We start from the raw sequence: 20,682 nt of genomic DNA, 5'->3' as shown, positions 1-20,682 counted from the left end.
CTGGCACCGACGAACAACAGCCCACGGCCCGGAACCGCCGGAGCACCGCACAACTCCGGCCGTTCGCCGGGGACTTGCGGTGCCCTCCGCGGGCGGGCACGCGACGGCGCCCGCCCTCCAACTGGTCGGGGAAGAGGGCAGGCGCCAGGAGACCGCGTTGGCCCGGCGACACTGGCGGGGGCAGCGGGTTGAGCTCCCGGCGATGCGGCGCCGGGCGTTCGGTGGGGGCCGGTCGGACCGTCCGTCCGTCAGACCACCAGGGGGCGGTCGGTGGGCCGGATCGGGGCGGGAAGCGGGGTCTTGCCGCCCAGGTACCTGTCCACCGCGGCTGCGGCCGAGCGGCCCTCCGCGATGGCCCAGACGATCAGCGACTGGCCACGGCCGGCGTCTCCGCAGACGTACACGCCATCGACATTGGTGGCGAACCGGCCATCGCGGGCAATGTTACCGCGCGCGTCGAGGTCCGCTCCCAGCTGCTCGACGAGCCCGTTGCGCACGTCCGTGCCGGTGAAGCCCATGGCCAGGGTGACGAGCTGCGCGGGGATGGCCCGCTCGGTGCCGGGGACGGGCTCGAAGCGGCCGTCCCGGAACTCGACCTCCACGAGGTGCAGCTCCTGGACGTTGCCGTCCTCGTCGCCGCTGAAGTGGGTGGTGCTGACGGAGTAGATCCGCTCGCCGCCCTCCTCGTGCGCGGAGGTGACCTTGTAGGTCATCGGCATGGTCGGCCAGGGCTGGTGGCCGGGCCGGTCCTCGCCCGGCCGCGGCATGATCTCCAGCTGGGTGACGGAGGCCGCCCCCTGCCGGTGCGCGGTGCCGACGCAGTCGGCGCCGGTGTCGCCGCCGCCGATCACGACGACGTGCTTGCCCCTGGCGCTGATCGGTGACTCCACGAAGTCGCCCTCCTGCACCTTGTTGGCCAGCGGCAGGTACTCCATGGCCTGGTGGACGCCCTTGAGCTCGCGCCCGGGCACCGGCAGGTCGCGGGCGGTGGTGGCGCCCGCCGCGACGACCACGGCGTCGAAGCGCTCGCGCAGCTGCTGCCCGGTGATGTCCTCGCCGACGTGCACGCCGGTGCGGAACCGGGTGCCCTCCGCCCGCATCTGCTCGATGCGGCGGTTGATGTGGCGCTTCTCCATCTTGAACTCGGGGATGCCGTAGCGCAGCAGTCCGCCGATCCGGTCGGCCCGCTCGTACACCACGACGGTGTGCCCGGCCCGGGTGAGCTGCTGGGCGGCGGCGAGGCCGGCCGGGCCGGAGCCGATCACGGCGACGGTCTTGCCGGACAGCCGCTCGGGCACCTGGGGGGTGACCCCGCCGCGGTCCCAGGCCTTGTCGATGATGGTGACCTCGACGTTCTTGATGGTCACCGCGTCCTGGTTGATGCCGAGCACGCACGCGGACTCGCAGGGGGCCGGGCACAGCCGCCCGGTGAACTCCGGGAAGTTGTTGGTGGCGTGCAGCCGCTCGATCGCGCCGACGAAGTCGTCCCGGTAGGCCAGGTCGTTCCACTCGGGGATGAGGTTCCCGAGCGGGCAGCCGTTGTGGCAGAACGGGATGCCGCAGTCCATGCAGCGGCCGGCCTGCTTGCTGATGATCGGCAGGAGGCTGCGCTCGACGTAGACCTCGTTCCAGTCCTTGATCCGGACGTCGACCGGGCGGCGCTCCGCCAGCTGCTTGGGCGTGGTCAGGAAGCCCTTGGGGTCAGCCATTAGCCGCCTCCATCATCTTCGCGGTGGTCTCGGCCTCGGAGAGGCCGGCGCGCTCGGCGGCGTCCCTGGCGGCGAGCACGGCCTTGTAGTCGGTCGGCATGATCTTGGAGAAGCGGGAGACCCCGCTGCCCCAGTCCACCAGGAGTTCGGCGGCGACGGTGGAGCCGGTCTCCTCGTAGTGCTGCTGCACGGTCTCGCGCAGCCAGTCGCGGTCGGCGGCGCCGGGGGCCTCGATGCCCACCATGCCGTCGTTGACGTTGGCGGGGCGCAGGTCCAGGACGTACGCGATGCCGCCGGACATGCCGGCCGCGAGGTTGCGCCCGGTCTCGCCGAGGATGACGACCCGGCCGCCGGTCATGTACTCCAGGCCGTGGTCGCCCACGCCCTCGACGACCAGGGTGGCCCCGGAGTTGCGGACGGCGAAGCGCTCGCCCGCCTTCCCGCGCAGGTGGACGCGGCCGGAGGTGGCGCCGTAGCCGATGGTGTTGCCGGCGATGACGTGGTTCTGGGCGTCGTTGCCGATGGCGGCCGCCTCGCGGGCGGGGCGCACGACCACCACGCCGCCGGACAGGCCCTTGCCGACGTAGTCGTTGGCGTCGCCCTCCAGCCGCAGGGTCACGCCGCGCGGCAGGAACGCGCCGAAGGACTGCCCGGCGGAGCCGGTGAAGGTGACGTCGATGGTCCCCTCCGGCAGGCCCTCGCCGCGGTACCGCTTGGTCACCTCGTGGCCGAGCATGGTGCCGACGGTGCGGTTGACGTTGCGGATCGGCAGCTGGAGGCGGACGGTCTCGCCGCGCTCCAGCGCGTCCTCGGCCAGCGCGATCAGCTGGTTGTCCAGGGCCTTGTCCAGCGCGTGGTCCTGGGTGGTGGTGCAGTGCCGGGCGGCGCCCTCGGGCAGCTCCGGCACGTGGAACAGCGGGGCGAGGTCCAGCCCGGCGGCCTTCCAGTGGTCGATCGCGGCCCGGGCGTCGATGTGCTCGGCGCGGCCGACGGCCTCCTCGATCGAGCGGAAGCCCAGCGAGGCCAGGATCTCCCGGACCTCCTCGGCGATGAACTCGAAGAAGTTGACGACGAACTCGGGCTTGCCGGAGAACCGCTCGCGCAGCACCGGGTTCTGGGTGGCGACGCCGACGGGGCAGGTGTCCAGGTGGCAGACGCGCATCATGATGCAGCCGGAGACGACCAGCGGGGCGGTCGCGAAGCCGAACTCCTCGGCGCCGAGCAGCGCGGCGATGACCACGTCGCGGCCGGTCTTCAGCTGGCCGTCGGTCTGGACGACGATGCGGTCGCGCAGCCCGTTGAGCAGCAGGGTCTGCTGGGTCTCGGCGAGGCCGAGCTCCCAGGGGCCGCCCGCGTGCTTGAGCGAGGTGAGCGGCGAGGCGCCGGTGCCGCCGTCGTGCCCGGAGACCAGGACGACGTCGGCGTGCGCCTTGGACACGCCGGCCGCGACCGTGCCGACGCCGACCTCGGAGACCAGCTTCACGTGGATGCGGGCGGCCGGGTTGGCGTTCTTGAGGTCGTGGATGAGCTGGGCGAGGTCCTCGATCGAGTAGATGTCGTGGTGCGGCGGCGGGGAGATCAGGCCGACGCCCGGGGTGGAGTGCCGGGTCCTGGCGACCCACGGGTAGACCTTGTGGCCGGGCAGCTGGCCGCCCTCGCCGGGCTTGGCGCCCTGGGCCATCTTGATCTGGATGTCGTCCGCGTTGACGAGGTACTCGGAGGTGACGCCGAACCGGCCGGAGGCGACCTGCTTGATCGCCGAGCGGCGCTCCGGGTCGTACAGGCGGTCCGGGTCCTCGCCGCCCTCGCCGGTGTTGGACTTGCCGCCGAGGCGGTTCATCGCGATCGCGAGGGTCTCGTGCGCCTCGCGCGAGATCGAGCCGTAGGACATGGCGCCGGTGGAGAAGCGCCTGACGATCGCGGAGACCGGCTCGACCTCCTCGACCGGGATCGGCTCGCGGCCGAGGCCGTCCAGCCGGAACAGGCCGCGCAGCGTCATCAGCCGCTCGGACTGCTCGTTCACCCGGTCGGTGTACTGCCGGAAGATGTCGTACCGGCGGTTGCGGGTGGAGTGCTGGAGGCGGAAGACGGTGTCCGGGTCGAACAGGTGGGGCTCGCCCTCGCGGCGCCACTGGTACTCGCCGCCGATCTCCAGTGCGCGGTGCGCGGCCGGGATGCCGGAGGCCGGGTAGGCCTTGGCGTGCCGGGCGGCGGTCTCGCGGGCGATCTCCTCCAGGCCGATGCCGCCGAGCTTGGTGGTGGTGCCGGCGAAGTAGGCGTCGACGAGGTCCCGGGAGAGGCCGATGGCCTCGAAGACCTGGGCGCCGCGGTAGGAGGCGACGGTCGAGATGCCCATCTTGGACATGACCTTGAGCACGCCCTTGCCGAGCGCCCTGATCAGGTTCCTGATCGCCTTCTCGGGCTCGACGCCCTCGATGAAGACGCCCTGGGCGACGAGGTCCTCGACCGACTCCATCGCCAGGTACGGGTTGACGGCGCCGGCGCCGTAGCCGATCAGCAGCGCGACGTGGTGCACCTCGCGGACGTCGCCGGCCTCGACCAGCAGCGACACCTGGGTGCGCTGCTTGGTGCGGATCAGGTGGTGGTGCACGGAGGAGGTGAGCAGCAGCGAGGGGATCGGGGCGTGCTCGGCGTCCGAGTGCCGGTCGGAGAGCACGATGATCCGGGCGCCGTCGGCGATGGCCGCGTCGGCCTCGGCGGCGATCTCGGCGAGGCGGGCGGCCAGGCCCTCGCCGCCGGAGGCGACCTTGTAGAGGCCGGAGAGGGTGACGGCCTTCAGCCCGGGCTGGTCGCCGTCGGCGTTGATGTGGACGAGCTTGGCCAGCTCGTCGTTGTCGATCACCGGGAAGGTGATGCCGACGGAGCGGCAGGAGGCGGCCTCGGCGGCCAGCAGGTTGCCCTCCGGGCCGAGGTTGGACAGCAGCGAGGTGACGAGCTCCTCGCGGATGGCGTCCAGCGGCGGGTTGGTGACCTGGGCGAAGAGCTGCACGAAGTAGTCGAACAGCAGGCGGGGCTTCTCGCTCAGCGCGGCGATCGGCGAGTCGGTGCCCATCGAGCCGAGCGCCTCGGCGCCGGTGCGGGCCATCGGCGCGAGGACGACCCGCAGCTCCTCCTCGGTGTAGCCGAAGGTCTGCTGGCGGCGGGTGACGGAGGCGTGGGTGTGGGCGATGTGCTCGCGCTCGGGCAGCTTGGCGAGCTGGATCTGCCCGCCGGCCACCCACTCCTCGTACGGGTGCTCGGCGGCGAGGGCGGACTTGATCTCCTCGTCCTCGACGATCCGGCCCTGGGCGGTGTCCACCAGGAACATCCGGCCGGGCTGGAGGCGGCCCTTGCGGGTGACCTTCTCCTGGTCGATGTCGAGCACGCCGACCTCGGAGGAGAGGACGACCAGGCCGTCCTCGGTGATCCAGTAGCGGGCGGGGCGCAGGCCGTTGCGGTCGAGCACGGCGCCGATCTGGGTGCCGTCGGTGAAGGTGACGCAGGCCGGTCCGTCCCAGGGCTCCATCAGGTTGGAGTGGTACTGGTAGAACGCGCGCCGGGCCGGGCTCATGGTGGCGTGGTTCTCCCAGGCCTCCGGGATCATCATCAGCACCGAGTGCGGCAGCGAGCGGCCGCCGAGGTGGAGCAGTTCCAGGACCTCGTCGAAGGAGGCGGAGTCGGAGTGGTCCGGGGTGCAGATCGGGAAGATCCGGCTCAGGCCCTGCCCGTTCCGGTTCGCCGGGATCAGGTCGGTGGCGAGCTGGGACTCCCGGGCCCGCATCCAGTTGCGGTTGCCCTTGACCGTGTTGATCTCGCCGTTGTGGGCGACGAAGCGGTACGGGTGGGCGAGCGGCCAGCTCGGGAAGGTGTTGGTGGAGAACCGCGAGTGCACCAGGCCGATCGCGGACGCGTAGGAGCGGTCCGACAGGTCGGGGAAGAACGGCTCCAGCTGGCCGGTGGTCAGCATGCCCTTGTAGACGATGGTGCGCGCGGACAGCGACGGGAAGTAGACCCCGGCCTCGCGCTCGGCCCGCTTGCGGACCACGAAGGCGATCCGGTCCAGCTCGATGCCGGCCAGTCCGTCCCGGCTCAGGAAGAGCTGCCGGAAGCGCGGCATCACGCTGCGGGCGGTGGCGCCGAGCAGGTCGGGGGTGACCGGGACGTCGCGCCAGCCGAGGACGGTGAGGTCCTCCTCGGCCGCGATGGCCTCGATCTGCGCCACCGCGGCGGCGTCCTCCTCGGGCAGGAAGGCGATGCCGACGGCGTAGGACCCGGCGGCGGGCAGGTCGAAGCCGACCTTCCCGCGCAGGAAGGCGTCCGGGATCTGGGTGAGGATGCCCGCGCCGTCACCGGAGTCCGGCTCGGCGCCGGTGGCGCCGCGGTGCTCCAGGTTGCGCAGGACGTTGAGTGCCTGCTCGACGATGGTGTGGTCGGCGATGCCCGTCAGCGTGGCGACGAAACCGACGCCACAGGCGTCGTGCTCGTTTCGCGGGTCGTACAGGCCCTGAGCAGCAGGTCGCGCATCCGGCACGAGCCCGTACGGCGGGCGGGGGGCGCCGGCCTGGGGCTCGTTGGCGGAGTGCATGGATGCAGACAGCATCGGCTCTCCCGTCGTCGTCTTTCGGCAAGTTGGTGCAAGGAGGGACGACGTTGGCCCTGATGCGATGGTGCGGTGTCGTGCAAGTTACATGATGCCCGTGATCCCGAGAAGCGGAATATCCCGTCCACATGGCGGGACGACGCGCAGGTCAGGGGGTGTGTGAGAGGGCGCGCCACAGTGCACGCCCCGACGATTGTGCCCAACGGTCCGCGGCCCGAAACAGGGGCGAAACCGGGCCGCCACAGAGGCCGATCATGGACGCCTGCGAATCCATCCCGGGAGCCCGCCCGCAGATGCGAATCCGCGGCGCGGGGGCCCGGATGGTGAGACTAGGCCAGGCGGCCTCCGGCGACGATGTGCGGAACGTCACCCATCTGCCAGCATAGTCATGCAATGTTACGAGTCACCCGCGCGGTCAGCCCACCTGCCCGCCGATCAGCCATCCGAGCAGGTAGGTCACGCCGGCGGCGGCACCGCCCAGCACCAGCTGCCGCAACCCGCTGAACCACCAGCTGCGCGCCGTCACCCGGGCCACCACCGCGCCGCACAGGAACAGCCCGGCGCCCGCCAGCAGCAGCGCGGGCAGCAGCGTGGTCGCCCCCAGCAGGTACGGCAGCAGCGGCAGCAGCGCGCCGAGCGCGAAGCACAGGAAGGACGATCCGGCCGCCACCAGCGGCGAGGGCAGGTCGGTCGGGTCGACGCCCAGCTCCTCGCGGGCGTGCACCTCCAGCGCCAGCTCCGGGTCCGCGGACAGCTGCCGGGCCACCTCGTGGGCCAGCTCCGGCTCCACCCCGCGCGAGACGTACAGCTGGGCCAGCTCGGCCAGCTCCCCGTGCGGGTTGCGGCGCAGCTCCAGCCGCTCGACCTCGATCTCGGCCTGCACCAGCTCCCGCTGGGAGGCCACCGAGGTGTACTCCCCCGCCGCCATCGAGCAGGCGCCGGCCGCCAGGCCCGCCAGGCCGGTGAGGATGACCGTGCCGTTGGACGCGGCACCGCCGACCACCCCGGTCATCAGCGCGAAGTTGGACACCAGGCCGTCCACCGCGCCGAACACGGCCGGCCGCAGCCAGCCGCCGTTGACGTCCCGGTGGTGGTCGGCCGCGGGGATCCGGGGCTGGTGCCCGGCGTCGGCCTCCAGGGTGGTCGCACTCATCGTCTCTTCCCCTCCGTCGTCGTTCGTCAGCCCTGAAGGTAGCCCGTCTGACCTGGGCATTTCCAGCAAAGTAAGGCTGTCCGAACAGCACCGGGGCCACCCCTCGCGGTCCTTGCGAAGGGTGGCCCCGGTGGAGGGAAGCGCTGGTCAGATCGGGTTCTTGGCGTCCTCGCCGGCCGTCTTCCCGTCCACGGGCTCGGCCTGCCGGCGCAGGAGCGGCTGCCGGGCGGCGTTCCGCTCGGCCTTGTCCGCGGCCTTGTCGGCCTTCCCGAAGGCGGCCTTCCCGTCGGTCCCCTCGTCGGCCTTGCCGTCGCCCTGCGCCCCGGGCCCGGCCTCCTCCTCCGCGTGCGCGGCCGGGTCGATGCCCGCCGGGTCCTCCCGCCCGGGCCTCGTCCGGCCGACGACCACGAAGTACGCCACCGCGGCCAGGAACACCGCGATGGACACCCAGTCGTTCAGCCGCAGGCCGAAGTAGACGTGCGCGTCGTCGATCCGCAGCCACTCGATCCAGAACCGGCCCACCGTGTAGGCGGCCACGTACAGCGCGAACGCCCGGCCGTGGCCCAGCACGAACCGGCGGTCCGCCCAGATGACCAGCAGCGCGACGCCGACGCACCAGAGCGACTCGTACAGGAAGGTCGGGTGGTAGACGCCCTTGACGACCTCGCCGTCGGCCAGCGTCTTGTCGATCTCCAGGCCCCACGGCAGGGTGGTCGAGCGGCCGTAGAGCTCCTGGTTGAAGTAGTTGCCCCAGCGCCCCAGCGCCTGCGCGAGCGCGATGCCCGGCGCGATGGCGTCCGCGTAGGCGGGCAGCGGCACGCCGCGGCGGCGGGCGCCGATCCAGGCGCCGACCGCGCCCAGCGCGACCGCGCCCCAGATGCCGAGGCCGCCCTCCCAGATCTTGAGGGCGTCCCAGGGGTTCTTCCCCTCGGCGAAGTACAGTCGGCCGCCGTCGGTGATCACGTGGTACAGGCGGCCGCCGACCAGGCCGAACGGCACGGCCCACACGGCGATGTCGCCGACGGTGTGCTTGGCACCGCCCCGGGCGACCCAGCGCTTGCTGCCGAGCCAGACGGCGACGACGACACCGAGGATGATGCAGAAGGCGTAGGCGCGCAGCGGGATCGGTCCGAGGTACAGGACGCCCCGCGACGGGCTGGGAATGTAGGCGATATCCATGGCAGTCCCGACGCTACAGGGTCCGAAGGCCCGCTCGGACACCCTTGGGGTCACAGAAACCGAACAACGGCGGCGCCGCCCCTGCCGGACGGGGCGGGGGCGGCGCGGCGGGGCGGGCTCAGCCGGCCGTCGGCGACGGGTTGTTGGCCTCCGAAGCGGTGCTGGTCGGCGCCGGGGTCTGCCCGTGCGACCCGGCCGTGCCCAGCTGCTTGCCCTGGTTCGCGGCGTCCACCCACTTCACCAGGTTGGCCGGGGTGATCTCCTCGGTGCCGTTCTTCGGGTAGACCGGCTGGCCGTTGAGCAGCACCGTGGGGGTGGACTTGAAGCTGGACTTGTCGAAGTCCTGCTGCACCGCGGAGACCCAGCCGCCGAAGCGGCTGTCCCTGACGCAGGACTGGAACGCGGGCGTGTCCAGGCCGTCGACCTGCTTGGCCAGGCCGAGCAGCACGTTCTTGTCGCCGAAGGCGTCGTTGGTCTCGTCCGGCTGGTTGCGGTAGAGCACGTCGTGGAAGTCCCGGAAGTGCCCGGCGTCCTGGGCGCAGCCCAGCGCGTTGGCGCCGTTCCTGGAGCCCTTGCCCGGTACGGCGCGGTCGATGAACGACACGATGTGGTAGTTCGTGAAGATCTTCCCGGCGTCCTCCAGCTGGTCGATGGTCGAGGAGAACTCCCGCTCGAAGGTGCCGCAGGCGGGGCAGCGCGGGTCCTCGTAGACGGTGAGGACGGAGGGCGCGTTGCCGGAGCCGACCGGGATGACGAGGTTCTTGTCGCCGATCGTCCCGGCCGGGGCGGCGACGGGCGTCTCCGGCTTGGAGCGCTGGTTCTGCACCACGACGCCGACGACCGCCGCGGCGGCGATCACCGCGAGCACGGAGCCGCCGACGATCAGCTTCTTCCTGCGCCGGGAGGAGGCCTCCTCGGCCTGCCGCTGCTCCAGCATCCGCTCGCGGGCGGTGCGCTTGCCTTCTCGGTTCTTCTCGCTCATTGCCTTGACATCCACGGTCGGGGGCCTTCGTCGGGTGCGGGGGTACGTAGGTCAGCTCGCCAGCAGGCCGTCCACCGACAGCCGGGTGCGGGGCCGCCACAGCAGCCACCCGGCCAGCAGCAGGAACCCGGTGTCGCGCAGGATCTCCTGGAGGTACGCCGTGCGGGACTCGTCGACGTGCCCGCCGCCGCCGAAGCAGCCGCAGTCGATCGAGATGCCGCGCGCCCAGGCGGAGGCGATCCCGGCGACGAAGACCAGCAGCAGCAGGGCGGAGACCCCGGCCACCAGCCGGACGCCGAGGCCCAGGACGAGCAGCAGGGCCAGTGCCAGCTCCAGGAACGGCAGCCCGTAGCCGATCGGCTTGACCAGGCCCTCGGGCAGGATCTCGTAGGCCCGGACGGCCTGGGCGGCCTCCGCCGGGTCGGCGATCTTCGCCAGCCCGGCCCACCCCCAGACCACCGCGAGGCCGAGCCGGACGACCGTGCCGAGCCACTCGCTCCAGGCCGGCACCGGCCGCCGTGCCGTCGGCGCGGGCTCGGGCGCGGAGCCGCCGGGCTGCGCGGTCATCAGGGGACCCCCCTCGGGAAACTCGTTCACTCCCTGATGAACCGTGACGGCCGAAGGGGGGTTCCTCCGCATTCGGGAATGACGCCGGATGAGTGACGTTCCGTCCGGAGGTGACGAACACCCGTGCGTCACCGGCAGCCGGCCGCCCGCCCCGCCTCGAACAGGTCCGGGTGCCGGGCCGCCGCCGCGCAGGCCACCGCCTCCCGCTCCGCCCGCTCGGCCCCCCGCCTGGCCAGCGCCTGGCCCACCTCGACGTGCAGCCCGACCGCGCCGCCGAGCACCACCACGGCCGCCAACGCCCGCAGCAGGACGGCCCGCTGGAGACCCCGCACCGGCTCACCCCTCTCCGCTCGCGCCCGCAACCGTTCGTGCACTCCTCCCCCACTCAACGTCCGCCGACCCCCGCTGATGCGTGTCCCCACCCCTTGTTCACCCGTTCGGGCCCGCGCTCGTCGGGCGGGGCGCGCGGAGACGGTCCGCTCCGGTCCGGCGGGCGCGCGGAGCACACCCGCACGCCCCGCCGGACGAGCGACGGCCCCCCGCTCCCGGAGGAGTGGGGGGCCGTCGGCCGTCCGGCGCCGCCGCGCGTCAGCGCCTGCGCACGCCCTCGGCCAGCTCCCCGGCCAGGGCCCGCACGGCGTCCAGCGCCGCGGCCTCGTCGCCGTCGGCGGCCAGGATCCGCTTCACGAAGGCCGACCCGACGATCACGCCGTCCGCGAAGCGGGCGACCTCCGCCGCCTGGTCCGGGTCCGAGACGCCGAGCCCGACGCAGACCGGCAGGTCCGTGGTCGCCCTGGTCCGGGCGACCAGGTCCTCGGCCATCGACCCGACGGCCGACCTGGTCCCGGTCACGCCCATCACGGCTGCCGCGTAGACGAACCCGCTGCCCGCCGCGGTGACCTCCGCGAGCCGCGCGTCCCTGCTGCTGGGGGCGACCACGAACACGGTGTCCAGCCCGTGCTCGTCCGCCGCCTTGCGCCACTGGTCGGACTCCTCCACCGGCAGGTCCGGCAGGATGCAGCCGGCCCCGCCCGCGGCCGCCAGGTCGGCCGCGAAGCGCGCCACGCCGTAGCGGTCGACGGGGTTCCAGTACGTCATCACGAGCACCGCGGCCCCGGGGTGTGCCGAGGCGACCTCCCGGACCGTCCGCAGCACGTCCTTGATCCGCACGCCACCGCGCAGCGCGATGTCGTCCGCGGTCTGGATGACGGCGCCGTCCAGCACCGGGTCCGAGTGCGGCAGCCCGACCTCGACCACGTCGCAGCCGCCCTCGACCAGGGCGCCGATCGCCCGGATGCCGCCCTCGACGGTCGGGAAGCCGGCCGGCAGGTAGCCGATCAGCGCGGCGCGGTCCTCGGCCCGGGCCGCCGCCAGGACGTCGCTCAGCTTGGCAGCCATGGTCACTTACCCCCCTCGGCGGAGCCCTCGTCCGAGGCGCCGGCCTGCTCGTCGTACAGTCCGAAGTACTCGGCCGCGGTGTGCATGTCCTTGTCCCCGCGCCCCGACAGCGAGACCAGGACGGTCGCCTCCGGCTCGAGCTCGCGCCCCAGCTCCAGCGCCCCGGCGAGCGCGTGGGCGCTCTCGATGGCCGGGATGATCCCCTCGGTGCGGGACAGCAGCCGCAGCGCCTGCATCGCGGCGTCGTCGGTGACCGGCCGGTACTCCGCCCGCCCGGTGTCCTTCAGCCAGGCGTGCTCGGGGCCGACGCCCGGGTAGTCCAGGCCCGCCGAGATCGAGTGCGACTCGATGGTCTGGCCGTCCTCGTCCTGGAGGACGTACGTGCGGGAGCCGTGCAGCACGCCCGGGTCCCCCTTGGTGAGGGTGGCCGCGTGCCGGGGCGTCTCGGCGCCCTCGCCCGCCGCCTCGCAGCCGACCAGCCGCACCCCGGCGTCCGGGATGAACTCGTGGAAGATCCCCATCGCGTTGGAGCCGCCGCCCACGCAGGCCACCACCGCGTCGGGCAGCCGGCCCGTCCGGTCGAGCACCTGCCGGCGCGCCTCGACGCCGATCACCCGGTGGAAGTCCCGGACCATCATCGGGAACGGGTGCGGGCCGGCCACGGTGCCGAACAGGTAGTGGGTGGAGTCGACGTTGGCGACCCAGTCCCGGAAGGCCTCGTTGATGGCGTCCTTGAGCGTCCGGCTCCCGGACCTGACGGCCACCACCTCGGCGCCGAGCATCCGCATCCGGGCCACGTTGAGCGCCTGGCGCTCGGTGTCGACCTCGCCCATGTAGATGGTGCAGTCGAAGCCGAACAGCGCGCAGGCGGTGGCGGTGGCCACGCCGTGCTGGCCGGCGCCGGTCTCGGCGATGATCCGGGTCTTGCCCATCCGCCGGGTGAGCAGCGCCTGGCCCAGCACGTTGTTGATCTTGTGCGAGCCGGTGTGGTTGAGGTCCTCGCGCTTGAGCAGGATGCGCGCGCCGCCCGCCTCGGCGGAGAAGCGGTGCACGTCGGTCAGCGGGCTCGGGCGCCCGGTGTAGTCCTTGAGCAGCCCGTCGAGCTCGGCGGCGAAGGCCGGGTCGGCCTTGGCCTTCTCGTACTCCTCGGCGACCTGCTCGACCGCGGCGACCAGCGCCTCGGGGATGAAGCGGCCGCCGTACGCGCCGAAGTAGCCGCGGGCGTCCGGCACCCCGGCACCGGGCAGGTAGTCCTTGTCGGACATGGTGGTTTCCCTTGAACGGAGATGGACGACAGTGACGTCTTCCCGGCCGCCCCGGCCGATGGGCCGGTCAGCCGGACGTCACGCGCCATCGCCGCCCGGGCACCTGCCCGGGCTCGCACCCGATCACGTACCGCACCCGACGCCCCAGCACCCGGCGTGCGGGCGCGCGGCAGCCGCGCGGGCGGCAGCCGGGGGCGAGTCGGGCGGCGATCTTCACGGGGTGGCGTCAGTCCTTGTGCCGGACGGCGGGGTGGGCCCCGGCGGCGACCAGGTCGGCGACCGCTGCGCGCGGGTCCTTGCCGGTCACCAGGGTCTCGCCGACCAGCACCGCGTCGGCGCCGAGGTTAGCGTAGTTGATCACGTCCAGCGGGCCGCGTACACCGGATTCGGCGATCCTGACGATGCCGTCCGGGATCGCGTGGGCGACGTTCTCGAAGGTGTTGCGGTCCACTTCGAGCGTCTTGAGGTTGCGGGCGTTGACGCCGATGATCCGGGCGCCGGCGTCCACCGCGCGCTTGATCTCCTCCTCGTCGTGCACCTCCACCAGCGGGGTGAGGCCGATCGACTCGGCGCGCTCGATCAGCGACACCAGGGCCGGCTGGTCGAGGGCCGCGACGATCAGCAGCGCGAGGTCGGCGCCGTGCGCGCGGGCCTCCCACAGCTGGTAGGCGGTGACGATGAAGTCCTTGCGCAGCAGCGGGGTGTCCACCGCGGCGCGGACGGCGTCCAGGTCGGCCAGCGACCCGCCGAAGCGGCGCTGCTCGGTCAGCACGCTGATCGCGGCGGCACCGCCGGCCGCGTAGTCGGCCGCCAGGGCGGCCGGGTCGGCGATCGAGGCCAGGGCGCCCTTGGACGGGCTGGAGCGCTTCACCTCGCAGATCACCCGGACCCCGTCGCCGCGGAGGGCGGCGACGCCGTCCTTGGCCTCCGGTGCCTTGGCGGCGAGCTCCTTGAGCTCGTCGAGGGAGACCCGGGCCTGCCGCTCGGCGAGGTCCTCGCGGACCCCTTCGATGATCGAGTCGAGCACACTCACTCAGGAGCCCCCATCTTTTCTGCCAGTCGGTCGGCTTTCCGCCGGTTGGCCGGCGCCAGCCGGCGGGCGGCGGCCCACCGGCCCTTCGATGGTATCGGCACCGGGGGGCGCGGGGCGCACCGGTTCGCGCCGCATCTCGCGGACCGGACGCCCCCTGTGGCCGTCCCCAACTGCGGCTTCACCGGGCCTGCACCGGTTTTCGGACGGACTTCGCGCCCGTTTCGGACGGTCCCCGAGCCCGGTGGCGGCGGCCGGCGGGCAGCGGCGGCGGTCAGACCAGCGGCGGTGCCAGCCCGGCGCCGACCGCCGAGTTGCGCACCACCGTGAACACCAGCACCAGCAGGGCGATCAGCGCCCACCGGCGGCCCCCCACGGCGACCCTCGGCGGCGGCCCGCCGGTCAGCGCGGCCCAGGCCCAGCGCAGCCACAGCACCGACAGCACGCCGAAGAGCAGGACCGCCACCGCGTTGTCGTGCAGGGCTCCGGTGAGGTCCCCGTGGGCCAGCGCGTGGACGCAGCGCAGCCCCCCGCAGCCGGGGCACCACCAGCCGGTGGCGGTCAGGAACGGGCACTCGGGGTAGTGCCCGGGGGCGTTCGGGTCCACCACGGCGACGTACGCGGCGGGGGCGGCCACCGCCGCCAGCGCGGTCAGCGGCGGGCTCAGCCGGCGCAGCACGGGCGGCGGGGCGGAGGTGGTGGAAGCGGTCGGGGCGGCGTTCACGCCCCGATTCTGCCCGGGCCGGGCCCGGACACGACGAAACGGCGGGCGTGGCGCGCCCGCCGTTCCGATGTACGACAAACGTGTGGTGCGACGACCCGTCGTCAGGCGGCGACGGCGGCGCGGGCCTCACGGGCCGCGAGCTGCTCCTCGGTCGACTTGTACACGTTGGTGCTGGGCTGCTTGCCCATGCCCGCGACAGCCATGGCCTTGCCGACCACGCCGCCGGCCAGGACGACGGCGATGCCGACCCAGACGAGCAGCACCGACGGCAGGATCATCGCGACGCCCGCGACGCCGAAGCCGACGAAGGAGATGATGACGCCGGTCCAGGCGGCGGGGGTGTGGCCGTGTGCTGCTGCTGCCATCTGCGTGGTGCTCCTTGGCTCTCGGGGCCCGGCCGGGCCTGCGGGGCCGCCGGCGGGTTGACGGGTTCCATTGTGCCGGGCCACACACCGGCGGCCCAAAGCGGGTGGTGGGTCTATCGCGTCACATGCCCGCGGCTCACACCGCGGTCGGGTCCTCGCCCCGGTCCAGGGCCTTCCACAGGTCCCCCGGGGTGTCCGTCCTGGCCGGGGCCCTGCGGGTCGGCGCCTCGTAGCGGCTGCCCATGGCCGGCCAGCCCCGGCCGTAGCGCAGGGTGAGCAGGCCCGCCAGGGCCAGCAGCACCCCGCCGACCAGCGCGACCCAGGGCCAGGCGGTGTGCGAGACCTCGGCGGCCGCCGAGCCGCTCAGCGCCAGCTTGCGGGCGGCCTCGGCGTCCAGCGCCGCGGTGTCGCCCGCCCCGGCCGCCGAGGCGGCGGCCGCGCCGATCCCGGCCAGCAGGGTCAGCGCGCCGACCGCCAGCCGGCCGGCGCCGCGCACCGCGAACACCGCGACGGCCGCGGCGAGGCCCACCAGGGCCAGCCCGCCGGGCAGTTCGGAGATCCTGCCGCCGGTGACGGACACGTCCAGGGTGCCCGCCCGGCCCTCGGCCCAGGTCCGCCCGGCCGCGGTCAGCACCAGCACGGCGCTCAGCACGGTCAGCAGCAGCATCACGCCGAGGGTGCGGCGGCTGGGGGTGGCGGGGGCGGGAGTCTGCTCAGCGGTCACCCGTCCACTATCCCCCGGCCGACGCCGGGGGCCGAACCCGGGGTGGGCAACGCGTCGCGCCGGGCGGCCTACCGGTCGGCGGGCGGGGCGGCGGACGCGGTGGGGAACCCGTCCGTGCGCAGCACCGCCGTACCGCCGCCGAGCGGCAGGAACAGGTCGTTGCCGAACGGCACGCGCTCGGCCTCCCGGTACACCCCCTCGGGGGACGGCGCGGTGTGCACCGTGCAGACCGCGGCCGCCGGATCGACCACCACGTACAGCGGCACGCCGCTCTGCGCGCCGGCCCGCGCCCAGGCGTGGCCGCGGCCCGGGTGGGCCACCTCCAGCACCGCCGCCACGTCGGCGGCGGCGTACCGGCCCCGGGCCCCGCGGGCCGCCCCGGGGGCGAGCACCGCGAGGTCCGGGGCGATCGGCCCGGGCGCGGCCGGGAAGTCGATCACCACGCCGGAGAGCACCCGGCCGTGGCCGGCCGGCTGCTCCCCGAGCTGCACGGCGGCGCCGAACACCACGGCCCAGCGCAGCTCGTCGTACGGCACTTCGGGCGCCTCGGGCATCCGGCCGCCTCCCTCACCTCAGGACAGTCCCGGCGTCCGCAGCGTATTGGCGGTGGCGACGGCCCGCAGCACGGCGGCCGCCTTGTTGCGGCACTCGGTGTCCTCGCCGTGCGGGTCGGAGTCGGCGACCACGCCCGCGCCGGCCTGCACGTACGCCCGGCCGTCGCGCAGCACCGCGGTGCGGATCGCGATCGCGGTGTCCGAGTCCCCGGCGAAGTCCAGGTAGCCGACGCAGCCGCCGTACAGGCCGCGGCGGGTGGGCTCCAGCTCCTCGATGATCCGCATCGCCCGCGGCTTGGGCGCCCCGGACAGGGTGCCGGCCGGGAAGCAGGCGGTCAGCACGTCGAAGGCGGTGCGCCCGGGCGCCACCCGGCCGGTGACGGTCGACACGATGTGCATCACGTGGCTGTAGCGCTCGATCTGCATGAAGTCGACCACCTCGACGCTGCCCGGCTCGCAGACCCGGCCGAGGTCGTTGCGGCCGAGGTCCACCAGCATCAGGTGCTCGGCGCGCTCCTTCGGGTCGGCGAGCAGCTCGGCGGCCAGCTCCGCGTCCTCGTGCGGGGTGGCGCCGCGGTGCCGGGTACCGGCGATCGGGTGCAGCATCGCCTCGCCGTCGGTGACCTTGACCAGCGCCTCCGGGCTGGAGCCCACCACGTCGAAGCCGCCCTCGGCGCCGCCGTCCGGGCCCGGGAAGCGGAACAGGTACATGTACGGGCTGGGGTTGGTGGTGCGCAGCACGCGGTAGACGTCCAGCGCGGAGGCCGGGCAGGGCGCCTCGAAGCGCTGCGAGGGCACGACCTGGAAGGCCTCGCCGGCCCGGATCCGCTCCTTGACCGTCTCGACGGCGGCCCGGTACGGCGCGCCGCCGAACGGCGAGCTGACCTCGCCGGGGCCGGCCGGGGTGAAGGTGGCCAGGCCCGGGTCGACGGGCTTGGCCAGCTCGGCCTCCATCGCGTCCAGCCGGGCCACCGCGTCCGCCCAGGCCTCGTCCACGCCGCTGGCCAGGTCGTTGTGGTTGACGGCGTTGGCGATCAGCAGCACCGTGCCGTCCACGTGGTCGAGCACCGCGAGGTCGGTGGCGAGCAGCATGGTCAGCTCGGGCAGGCCGAGGTCGTCCGGGTTGAGGTCGGGCAGCTTCTCCAGCCGGCGGACGATGTCGTAGCCGAGGTAGCCGACCAGGCCGCCGGTGAGCGGGGGCAGGCCGTCGTCCTCGGAGCGCGGGGTGTGCAGCGCTTGCAGGGCGGCGCGCAGCACCTCCAGCGGGTCGCCGGCGGTGGGAATGCCGACCGGCGGGGTGCCCAGCCAGCGGGCGCCGCCGTCCGGGCCGACGGTCAGGGCGGCGGCGCTGCGCACCCCGACGAAGGAGTAGCGCGACCAGCTGCGGCCCTGTTCGGCGGACTCCAGCAGGAAGGTGCCGGGGCGCTCCTCGGCGAGGCTGCGGTAGAGGCCGATCGGGGTGAGGCCGTCCGCGAGGAGCCTGCGGGTGACCGGGATGACCCGGGTGTCGACGGCGAGCTTGCGGAAGGCTTCGAGATCCATGGCGGGCGGCACCTTCTGGAGTTGTGGGCGGGGTTTTCCGGTTCAGGACAGCGGGAGCACGTCGGCGTCGAAGCAGGTGCGGTCGCCGGTGTGGCAGGCCGCGCCGGTCTGGTCGACCTTCACCAGCAAGGTGTCGCCGTCGCAGTCCAGGGCCACCGACTTGACCGCCTGGACGTGGCCCGAGGTGTCGCCCTTCACCCAGTACTCACGGCGGCTGCGGCTCCAGTAGGTGCAGCGGCCCGTGGTGAGGGTGCGGTGCAGCGCCTCGTCGTCCATCCAGCCGAGCATCAGCACCTCGCCGGTGTCGTACTGCTGGGCGATGGCCGGGAGCAGCCCGTCCTCGGTGCGCTTGAGCCGGGCGGCGATCTCCGGGGCGAGGGCGGTGCTGCCGGGGGTGGCGGGTGTGGTGGACATGGGGCCATTGTGTCAGCCCGGCCCGCGCCGCCCGTCCCCCGCTCCGGCCGCCCCGGCCGGCGCCCGCGTCACGGGCGCAGCTGCCCGGTGAGCTTGGGGCCGCCCTGCTTGTTGCTCGCGGCGAGGGTGCAGGTGTAGTCGCGCCAGCCCTGCTGGTAGTTGGCCATCGACGGGCCGAACTGGCGGCCGTAGTAGGTCCGCCCGTCGCCCTGGCGGGCCTTGGCGGCGGCCTCGGCGTCCTTGCAGCCCTCCCGCATGGCGAGGGCGAGCGGGATCTCGCCGGTGATGCCGTCGGGGAGCACCGGGTCGGCGATCACCTCGCCGTCGTGCTCGCCCGCGCAGGGCCGCTCCTCGGGCTTGGTGATCACGGGGCTCAGCTGCGGGTGGTCGAAGCAGGCGCCGACCGGGAAGTAGGCGTACGGCGGCGCCGGCCTGGTCGGCTCGGGGGTCGGGGTCGGCGTCGGCGTCGGGCCGGCCGTGGGGGCGGGCGGCGGCGGCGCGGCGGCCGGCTTCCCGTCGTCCGGCCAGAGCACCGCGGTGGCCACCACCGCGAGCAGGACGGCCAGCACGGCGGCGACGGTGAGGACCAGGCCGCGGGACGGGCGGGAGCCGGCTGCGGACGGCTGCTGCTCGGAGGTCATGGCCACGAGGATGGCCCACCCGGCCCCCGCCTGGCAGCCGCTTCGCCGAACTCGCCCCGTTCGGGGGCGCCCGCGGGCTGTCGGAAGTCGGCCCGGGAGGAGCGGAGGGCCGCCCTTCGGGCAGCCGGTGCGGGAAACACGACAGGAGGTGTCGGGTTTCGCGGGGAGGGTGGGGCCGCCGGTCGGTACCGTCGTGGTGCGGGCCGGGACGACGGACGGACGTAAGGAAACCGATGCGCGAAACACCCGAGGAGCTCCGCCGGCTCCAAGAACTCCTGGACGCCTCGCTCGCCCGGTCGACGGCGCACCTGCGGTCGATCATCAGCGGCGAACGCACGCTGAGCGCCGAGCAGTTGACCGGCGTGCTCACCGGGATGCGCACGCTCGCGCTGTCCACGGTGACGGCGAAGGGCGAGCCGCGGATCAGCGGCGTGGACGGGCACTTCCTGCACGGGCGGTGGCACTTCGGCACCGCGCGCGGCGCCGCCAAGGCCCGGCACCTCGCGGCCCGGCCCGCGGCCAGCGTCGCGCACCTGCGCGGGGAGGAGCTGGGCGTGTTCGCCCACGGCACCGTGGAGGTCCTCAACCCGCACGGCGGCGAGCCGGCCGCCGACTGGCCGGAGCTGCTCGCGTACTTCCGGGGCTTCTACGGCGACGACGCCTTCGACTGGGACGACGACGTCGTCTACTACCGGCTGCACCCGCAGTGGATGACCGTGTACGCCGCCGACCCCACCGCCCTCGGCGGCGGGGAGGAGCGCGCCTGAACCGGCCCGCCCGGCGACAATGGCGCGGGGCCCGGGCAAGCGCCGGGCCCAGGACGGAGGGAGCGACGTGCGGGCGAGCCGGGCCATCGCGCTGCTGCTGCTCCTCCAGGCCCGGCGGGCGATGACGGCCACGGAGCTCGCCGCCGAGCTGGAGGTGTCGGAGCGCACCGTGCAGCGGGACGTCGCCGCCCTGGTCGAGGCCGGGGTGCCGGTGTACGCCGACCGCGGCCGGGGCGGGGGCTACCGGCTCGTCGGCGGCTACCGCACCCGCCTCACCGGCCTCGAACGCGCCGAGGCCGAGGTGCTGCACCTGGCCGGGCTGCCGGGCCCGCTGCGCGACATGGGCCTGGCCGGGGCCGCCCTGGCCGCCCGGCTGAAGGTCGCCGCCGCGGTGGGCGACGCCCCCTCGGCCGCCGTGCGGCGGTTCCACCTCGACGCCCCGGCCTGGTTCCGCGAGGCCGAGGCCCCGCCGCTGCTGGCCGAGGTGTCGCGCGCCGTGTGGGAGGACCGGGTGCTGCACGCCCGGTACGCGGCGCGCGGCGGCACCCGGGAGCGCCGGCTGGAGCCGTACGGCCTGGTCCTGAAGGCCGGGCGGTGGTACCTGGCGGCGCGCGGCCCGTCCGGCCGGGTCGGCTCGTACCGCGTCGACCGCTTCGAGACCGCCGAGGCCGGCGACGAACGGTTCGAGCGCGACCGGGAGTTCGACCTCGCCGACTACTGGGCCGAGGCGGCCCGGGAGTTCACCCGCACCCTGCTGCGCGAGCGGGCGGTGGTCCGGCTGAGCCCGCTCGCCGTGGACGGCCTGGCCGGCCTGCTGGAACCGACCGCCGCGGCCGACGCGCTCGCCACCGCGGGCCCGCCGGACGCCGAGGGGTGGGTCACCGTGAGCCTGCCGGTCGAGAGCTGGGACATCGGCTACGTCGAGCTGCTGCGCCTCGGCCCGGAGGCCGAGGTGCTCCACCCGCCCGCGCTCCGCGCCCGCCTGGCCGAGGCGCACCGCCGCGCCGCCGCCCGCTACACCCGGCCGCGCGATCCGGACCCGACGGACCGGAGCGCCTAGGGCGCACC

Annotated in this window: 20 protein-coding genes; 2 read left to right on the top strand and 18 right to left on the bottom strand. The window is 74.1% G+C overall.

The annotated features are described in order from the left end of the window. Positions 1–248: 248 nt before the first annotated feature. From ACH5AR_RS15285 to ACH5AR_RS15200, 18 genes are all read right to left on the bottom strand, one after another. On the bottom strand, positions 249–1,709 hold the full coding sequence (locus tag ACH5AR_RS15285) for a glutamate synthase subunit beta (protein ID WP_396301859.1): 1,461 nt from the start codon (positions 1,707–1,709) through the stop codon (positions 249–251). Then, entirely contained in the window at positions 1,702–6,294 is a 4,593-nt protein-coding gene (gene gltB, locus ACH5AR_RS15280) for a glutamate synthase large subunit (RefSeq protein ID WP_396301966.1), read from the bottom strand. Before gltB ends, ACH5AR_RS15285 begins: the two co-directional genes overlap by 8 nt. Positions 6,295–6,724: 430 nt before the next feature. Further along, positions 6,725–7,462, bottom strand: a complete 738-nt coding sequence (locus ACH5AR_RS15275) for a VIT1/CCC1 transporter family protein (RefSeq protein WP_396301858.1) — start codon at positions 7,460–7,462, stop codon at positions 6,725–6,727. Between the two features lie 147 nt (positions 7,463–7,609). Next, the gene (gene lgt / locus ACH5AR_RS15270) at positions 7,610–8,641 is read right to left on the bottom strand and encodes a prolipoprotein diacylglyceryl transferase (RefSeq protein ID WP_396301857.1); all 1,032 of its coding nucleotides are present in this window, start codon (positions 8,639–8,641) and stop codon (positions 7,610–7,612) included. A 118-nt stretch (positions 8,642–8,759) separates the two neighbouring features. After that, complete coding sequence (locus ACH5AR_RS15265; protein ID WP_396301856.1) at positions 8,760–9,623, bottom strand: DsbA family protein; 864 nt, start codon at positions 9,621–9,623, stop codon at positions 8,760–8,762. A gap of 51 nt (positions 9,624–9,674) precedes the next feature. Next, entirely contained in the window at positions 9,675–10,190 is a 516-nt protein-coding gene (locus ACH5AR_RS15260) for a MauE/DoxX family redox-associated membrane protein (RefSeq protein WP_396301855.1), read from the bottom strand. 128 nt (positions 10,191–10,318) lie between these two features. Next, the gene (locus ACH5AR_RS15255) at positions 10,319–10,522 is read right to left on the bottom strand and encodes a hypothetical protein (protein ID WP_396301854.1); all 204 of its coding nucleotides are present in this window, start codon (positions 10,520–10,522) and stop codon (positions 10,319–10,321) included. Between the two features lie 256 nt (positions 10,523–10,778). Beyond that, on the bottom strand, positions 10,779–11,588 hold the full coding sequence (trpA, locus tag ACH5AR_RS15250; RefSeq protein WP_396301853.1) for a tryptophan synthase subunit alpha: 810 nt from the start codon (positions 11,586–11,588) through the stop codon (positions 10,779–10,781). Between the two features lie 2 nt (positions 11,589–11,590). Then, on the bottom strand, positions 11,591–12,853 hold the full coding sequence (trpB, locus tag ACH5AR_RS15245) for a tryptophan synthase subunit beta (RefSeq protein ID WP_396301852.1): 1,263 nt from the start codon (positions 12,851–12,853) through the stop codon (positions 11,591–11,593). Between the two features lie 67 nt (positions 12,854–12,920). Beyond that, a complete protein-coding gene (locus ACH5AR_RS15240) occupies positions 12,921–13,004 on the bottom strand; it encodes a hypothetical protein (protein WP_396301965.1) in 84 nt (27 codons plus the stop codon). A 75-nt stretch (positions 13,005–13,079) separates the two neighbouring features. Continuing rightward, positions 13,080–13,886: an indole-3-glycerol phosphate synthase TrpC gene (trpC, locus tag ACH5AR_RS15235; RefSeq protein ID WP_396301851.1), complete on the bottom strand. Its 807-nt coding sequence runs from the start codon at positions 13,884–13,886 to the stop codon at positions 13,080–13,082. 271 nt (positions 13,887–14,157) lie between these two features. Continuing rightward, entirely contained in the window at positions 14,158–14,607 is a 450-nt protein-coding gene (locus ACH5AR_RS15230) for a DUF2752 domain-containing protein (protein WP_396301850.1), read from the bottom strand. Between the two features lie 101 nt (positions 14,608–14,708). Next, positions 14,709–14,972, bottom strand: coding sequence for an HGxxPAAW family protein (locus ACH5AR_RS15225; protein ID WP_396301849.1), 264 nt, complete (start codon positions 14,970–14,972; stop codon positions 14,709–14,711). A gap of 136 nt (positions 14,973–15,108) precedes the next feature. Continuing rightward, positions 15,109–15,696 carry a TIGR02234 family membrane protein gene (locus ACH5AR_RS15220; RefSeq protein ID WP_396301848.1) on the bottom strand — a complete coding sequence of 196 codons (588 nt, stop codon included), beginning with the start codon at positions 15,694–15,696 and terminating at the stop codon, positions 15,109–15,111. Between the two features lie 68 nt (positions 15,697–15,764). Then, on the bottom strand, positions 15,765–16,250 hold the full coding sequence (locus ACH5AR_RS15215) for a Uma2 family endonuclease (protein WP_396301847.1): 486 nt from the start codon (positions 16,248–16,250) through the stop codon (positions 15,765–15,767). Between the two features lie 18 nt (positions 16,251–16,268). Beyond that, positions 16,269–17,792, bottom strand: a complete 1,524-nt coding sequence (locus tag ACH5AR_RS15210; RefSeq protein ID WP_396301846.1) for an anthranilate synthase component I — start codon at positions 17,790–17,792, stop codon at positions 16,269–16,271. 42 nt (positions 17,793–17,834) lie between these two features. Beyond that, positions 17,835–18,206, bottom strand: a complete 372-nt coding sequence (hisI, locus tag ACH5AR_RS15205) for a phosphoribosyl-AMP cyclohydrolase (RefSeq protein ID WP_355249771.1) — start codon at positions 18,204–18,206, stop codon at positions 17,835–17,837. Positions 18,207–18,274: 68 nt separating this feature from the next. Next, complete coding sequence (locus tag ACH5AR_RS15200) at positions 18,275–18,847, bottom strand: hypothetical protein (protein WP_396301845.1); 573 nt, start codon at positions 18,845–18,847, stop codon at positions 18,275–18,277. Positions 18,848–19,080: 233 nt separating this feature from the next. Between ACH5AR_RS15200 and ACH5AR_RS15195 the strand changes: the two genes are divergently transcribed. Continuing rightward, complete coding sequence (locus ACH5AR_RS15195; RefSeq protein WP_396301844.1) at positions 19,081–19,614, top strand: pyridoxamine 5'-phosphate oxidase family protein; 534 nt, start codon at positions 19,081–19,083, stop codon at positions 19,612–19,614. A gap of 67 nt (positions 19,615–19,681) precedes the next feature. Then, complete coding sequence (locus ACH5AR_RS15190) at positions 19,682–20,674, top strand: helix-turn-helix transcriptional regulator (RefSeq protein ID WP_396301843.1); 993 nt, start codon at positions 19,682–19,684, stop codon at positions 20,672–20,674. Positions 20,675–20,682: the final 8 nt, after the last annotated feature.

This window comes from Kitasatospora sp. NPDC018619, assembly GCF_044391605.1.
GTDB lineage: Bacteria > Actinomycetota > Actinomycetes > Streptomycetales > Streptomycetaceae > Kitasatospora.
The sequence above is the reverse complement of the archived record's forward strand: the minus strand, read 5'-3'. Positions and strand labels throughout refer to the sequence as shown.

Coding starts and splice junctions, on each gene's coding strand:
- ACH5AR_RS15285 (WP_396301859.1), bottom strand. CDS start 1,709: ATGGCTGACCCCAAGGGCTTCCTGACCACGCCCAAGCAGCTGGCGGAG.
- gltB (WP_396301966.1), bottom strand. CDS start 6,294: ATGCACTCCGCCAACGAGCCCCAGGCCGGCGCCCCCCGCCCGCCGTAC.
- ACH5AR_RS15275 (WP_396301858.1), bottom strand. CDS start 7,462: ATGAGTGCGACCACCCTGGAGGCCGACGCCGGGCACCAGCCCCGGATC.
- lgt (WP_396301857.1), bottom strand. CDS start 8,641: ATGGATATCGCCTACATTCCCAGCCCGTCGCGGGGCGTCCTGTACCTC.
- ACH5AR_RS15265 (WP_396301856.1), bottom strand. CDS start 9,623: ATGAGCGAGAAGAACCGAGAAGGCAAGCGCACCGCCCGCGAGCGGATG.
- ACH5AR_RS15260 (WP_396301855.1), bottom strand. CDS start 10,190: ATGACCGCGCAGCCCGGCGGCTCCGCGCCCGAGCCCGCGCCGACGGCA.
- trpA (WP_396301853.1), bottom strand. CDS start 11,588: ATGGCTGCCAAGCTGAGCGACGTCCTGGCGGCGGCCCGGGCCGAGGAC.
- trpB (WP_396301852.1), bottom strand. CDS start 12,853: ATGTCCGACAAGGACTACCTGCCCGGTGCCGGGGTGCCGGACGCCCGC.
- ACH5AR_RS15225 (WP_396301849.1), bottom strand. CDS start 14,972: ATGGCAGCAGCAGCACACGGCCACACCCCCGCCGCCTGGACCGGCGTC.
- ACH5AR_RS15215 (WP_396301847.1), bottom strand. CDS start 16,250: ATGCCCGAGGCGCCCGAAGTGCCGTACGACGAGCTGCGCTGGGCCGTG.
- ACH5AR_RS15210 (WP_396301846.1), bottom strand. CDS start 17,792: ATGGATCTCGAAGCCTTCCGCAAGCTCGCCGTCGACACCCGGGTCATC.
- hisI (WP_355249771.1), bottom strand. CDS start 18,206: ATGTCCACCACACCCGCCACCCCCGGCAGCACCGCCCTCGCCCCGGAG.
- ACH5AR_RS15200 (WP_396301845.1), bottom strand. CDS start 18,847: ATGACCTCCGAGCAGCAGCCGTCCGCAGCCGGCTCCCGCCCGTCCCGC.
- ACH5AR_RS15195 (WP_396301844.1), top strand. CDS start 19,081: ATGCGCGAAACACCCGAGGAGCTCCGCCGGCTCCAAGAACTCCTGGAC.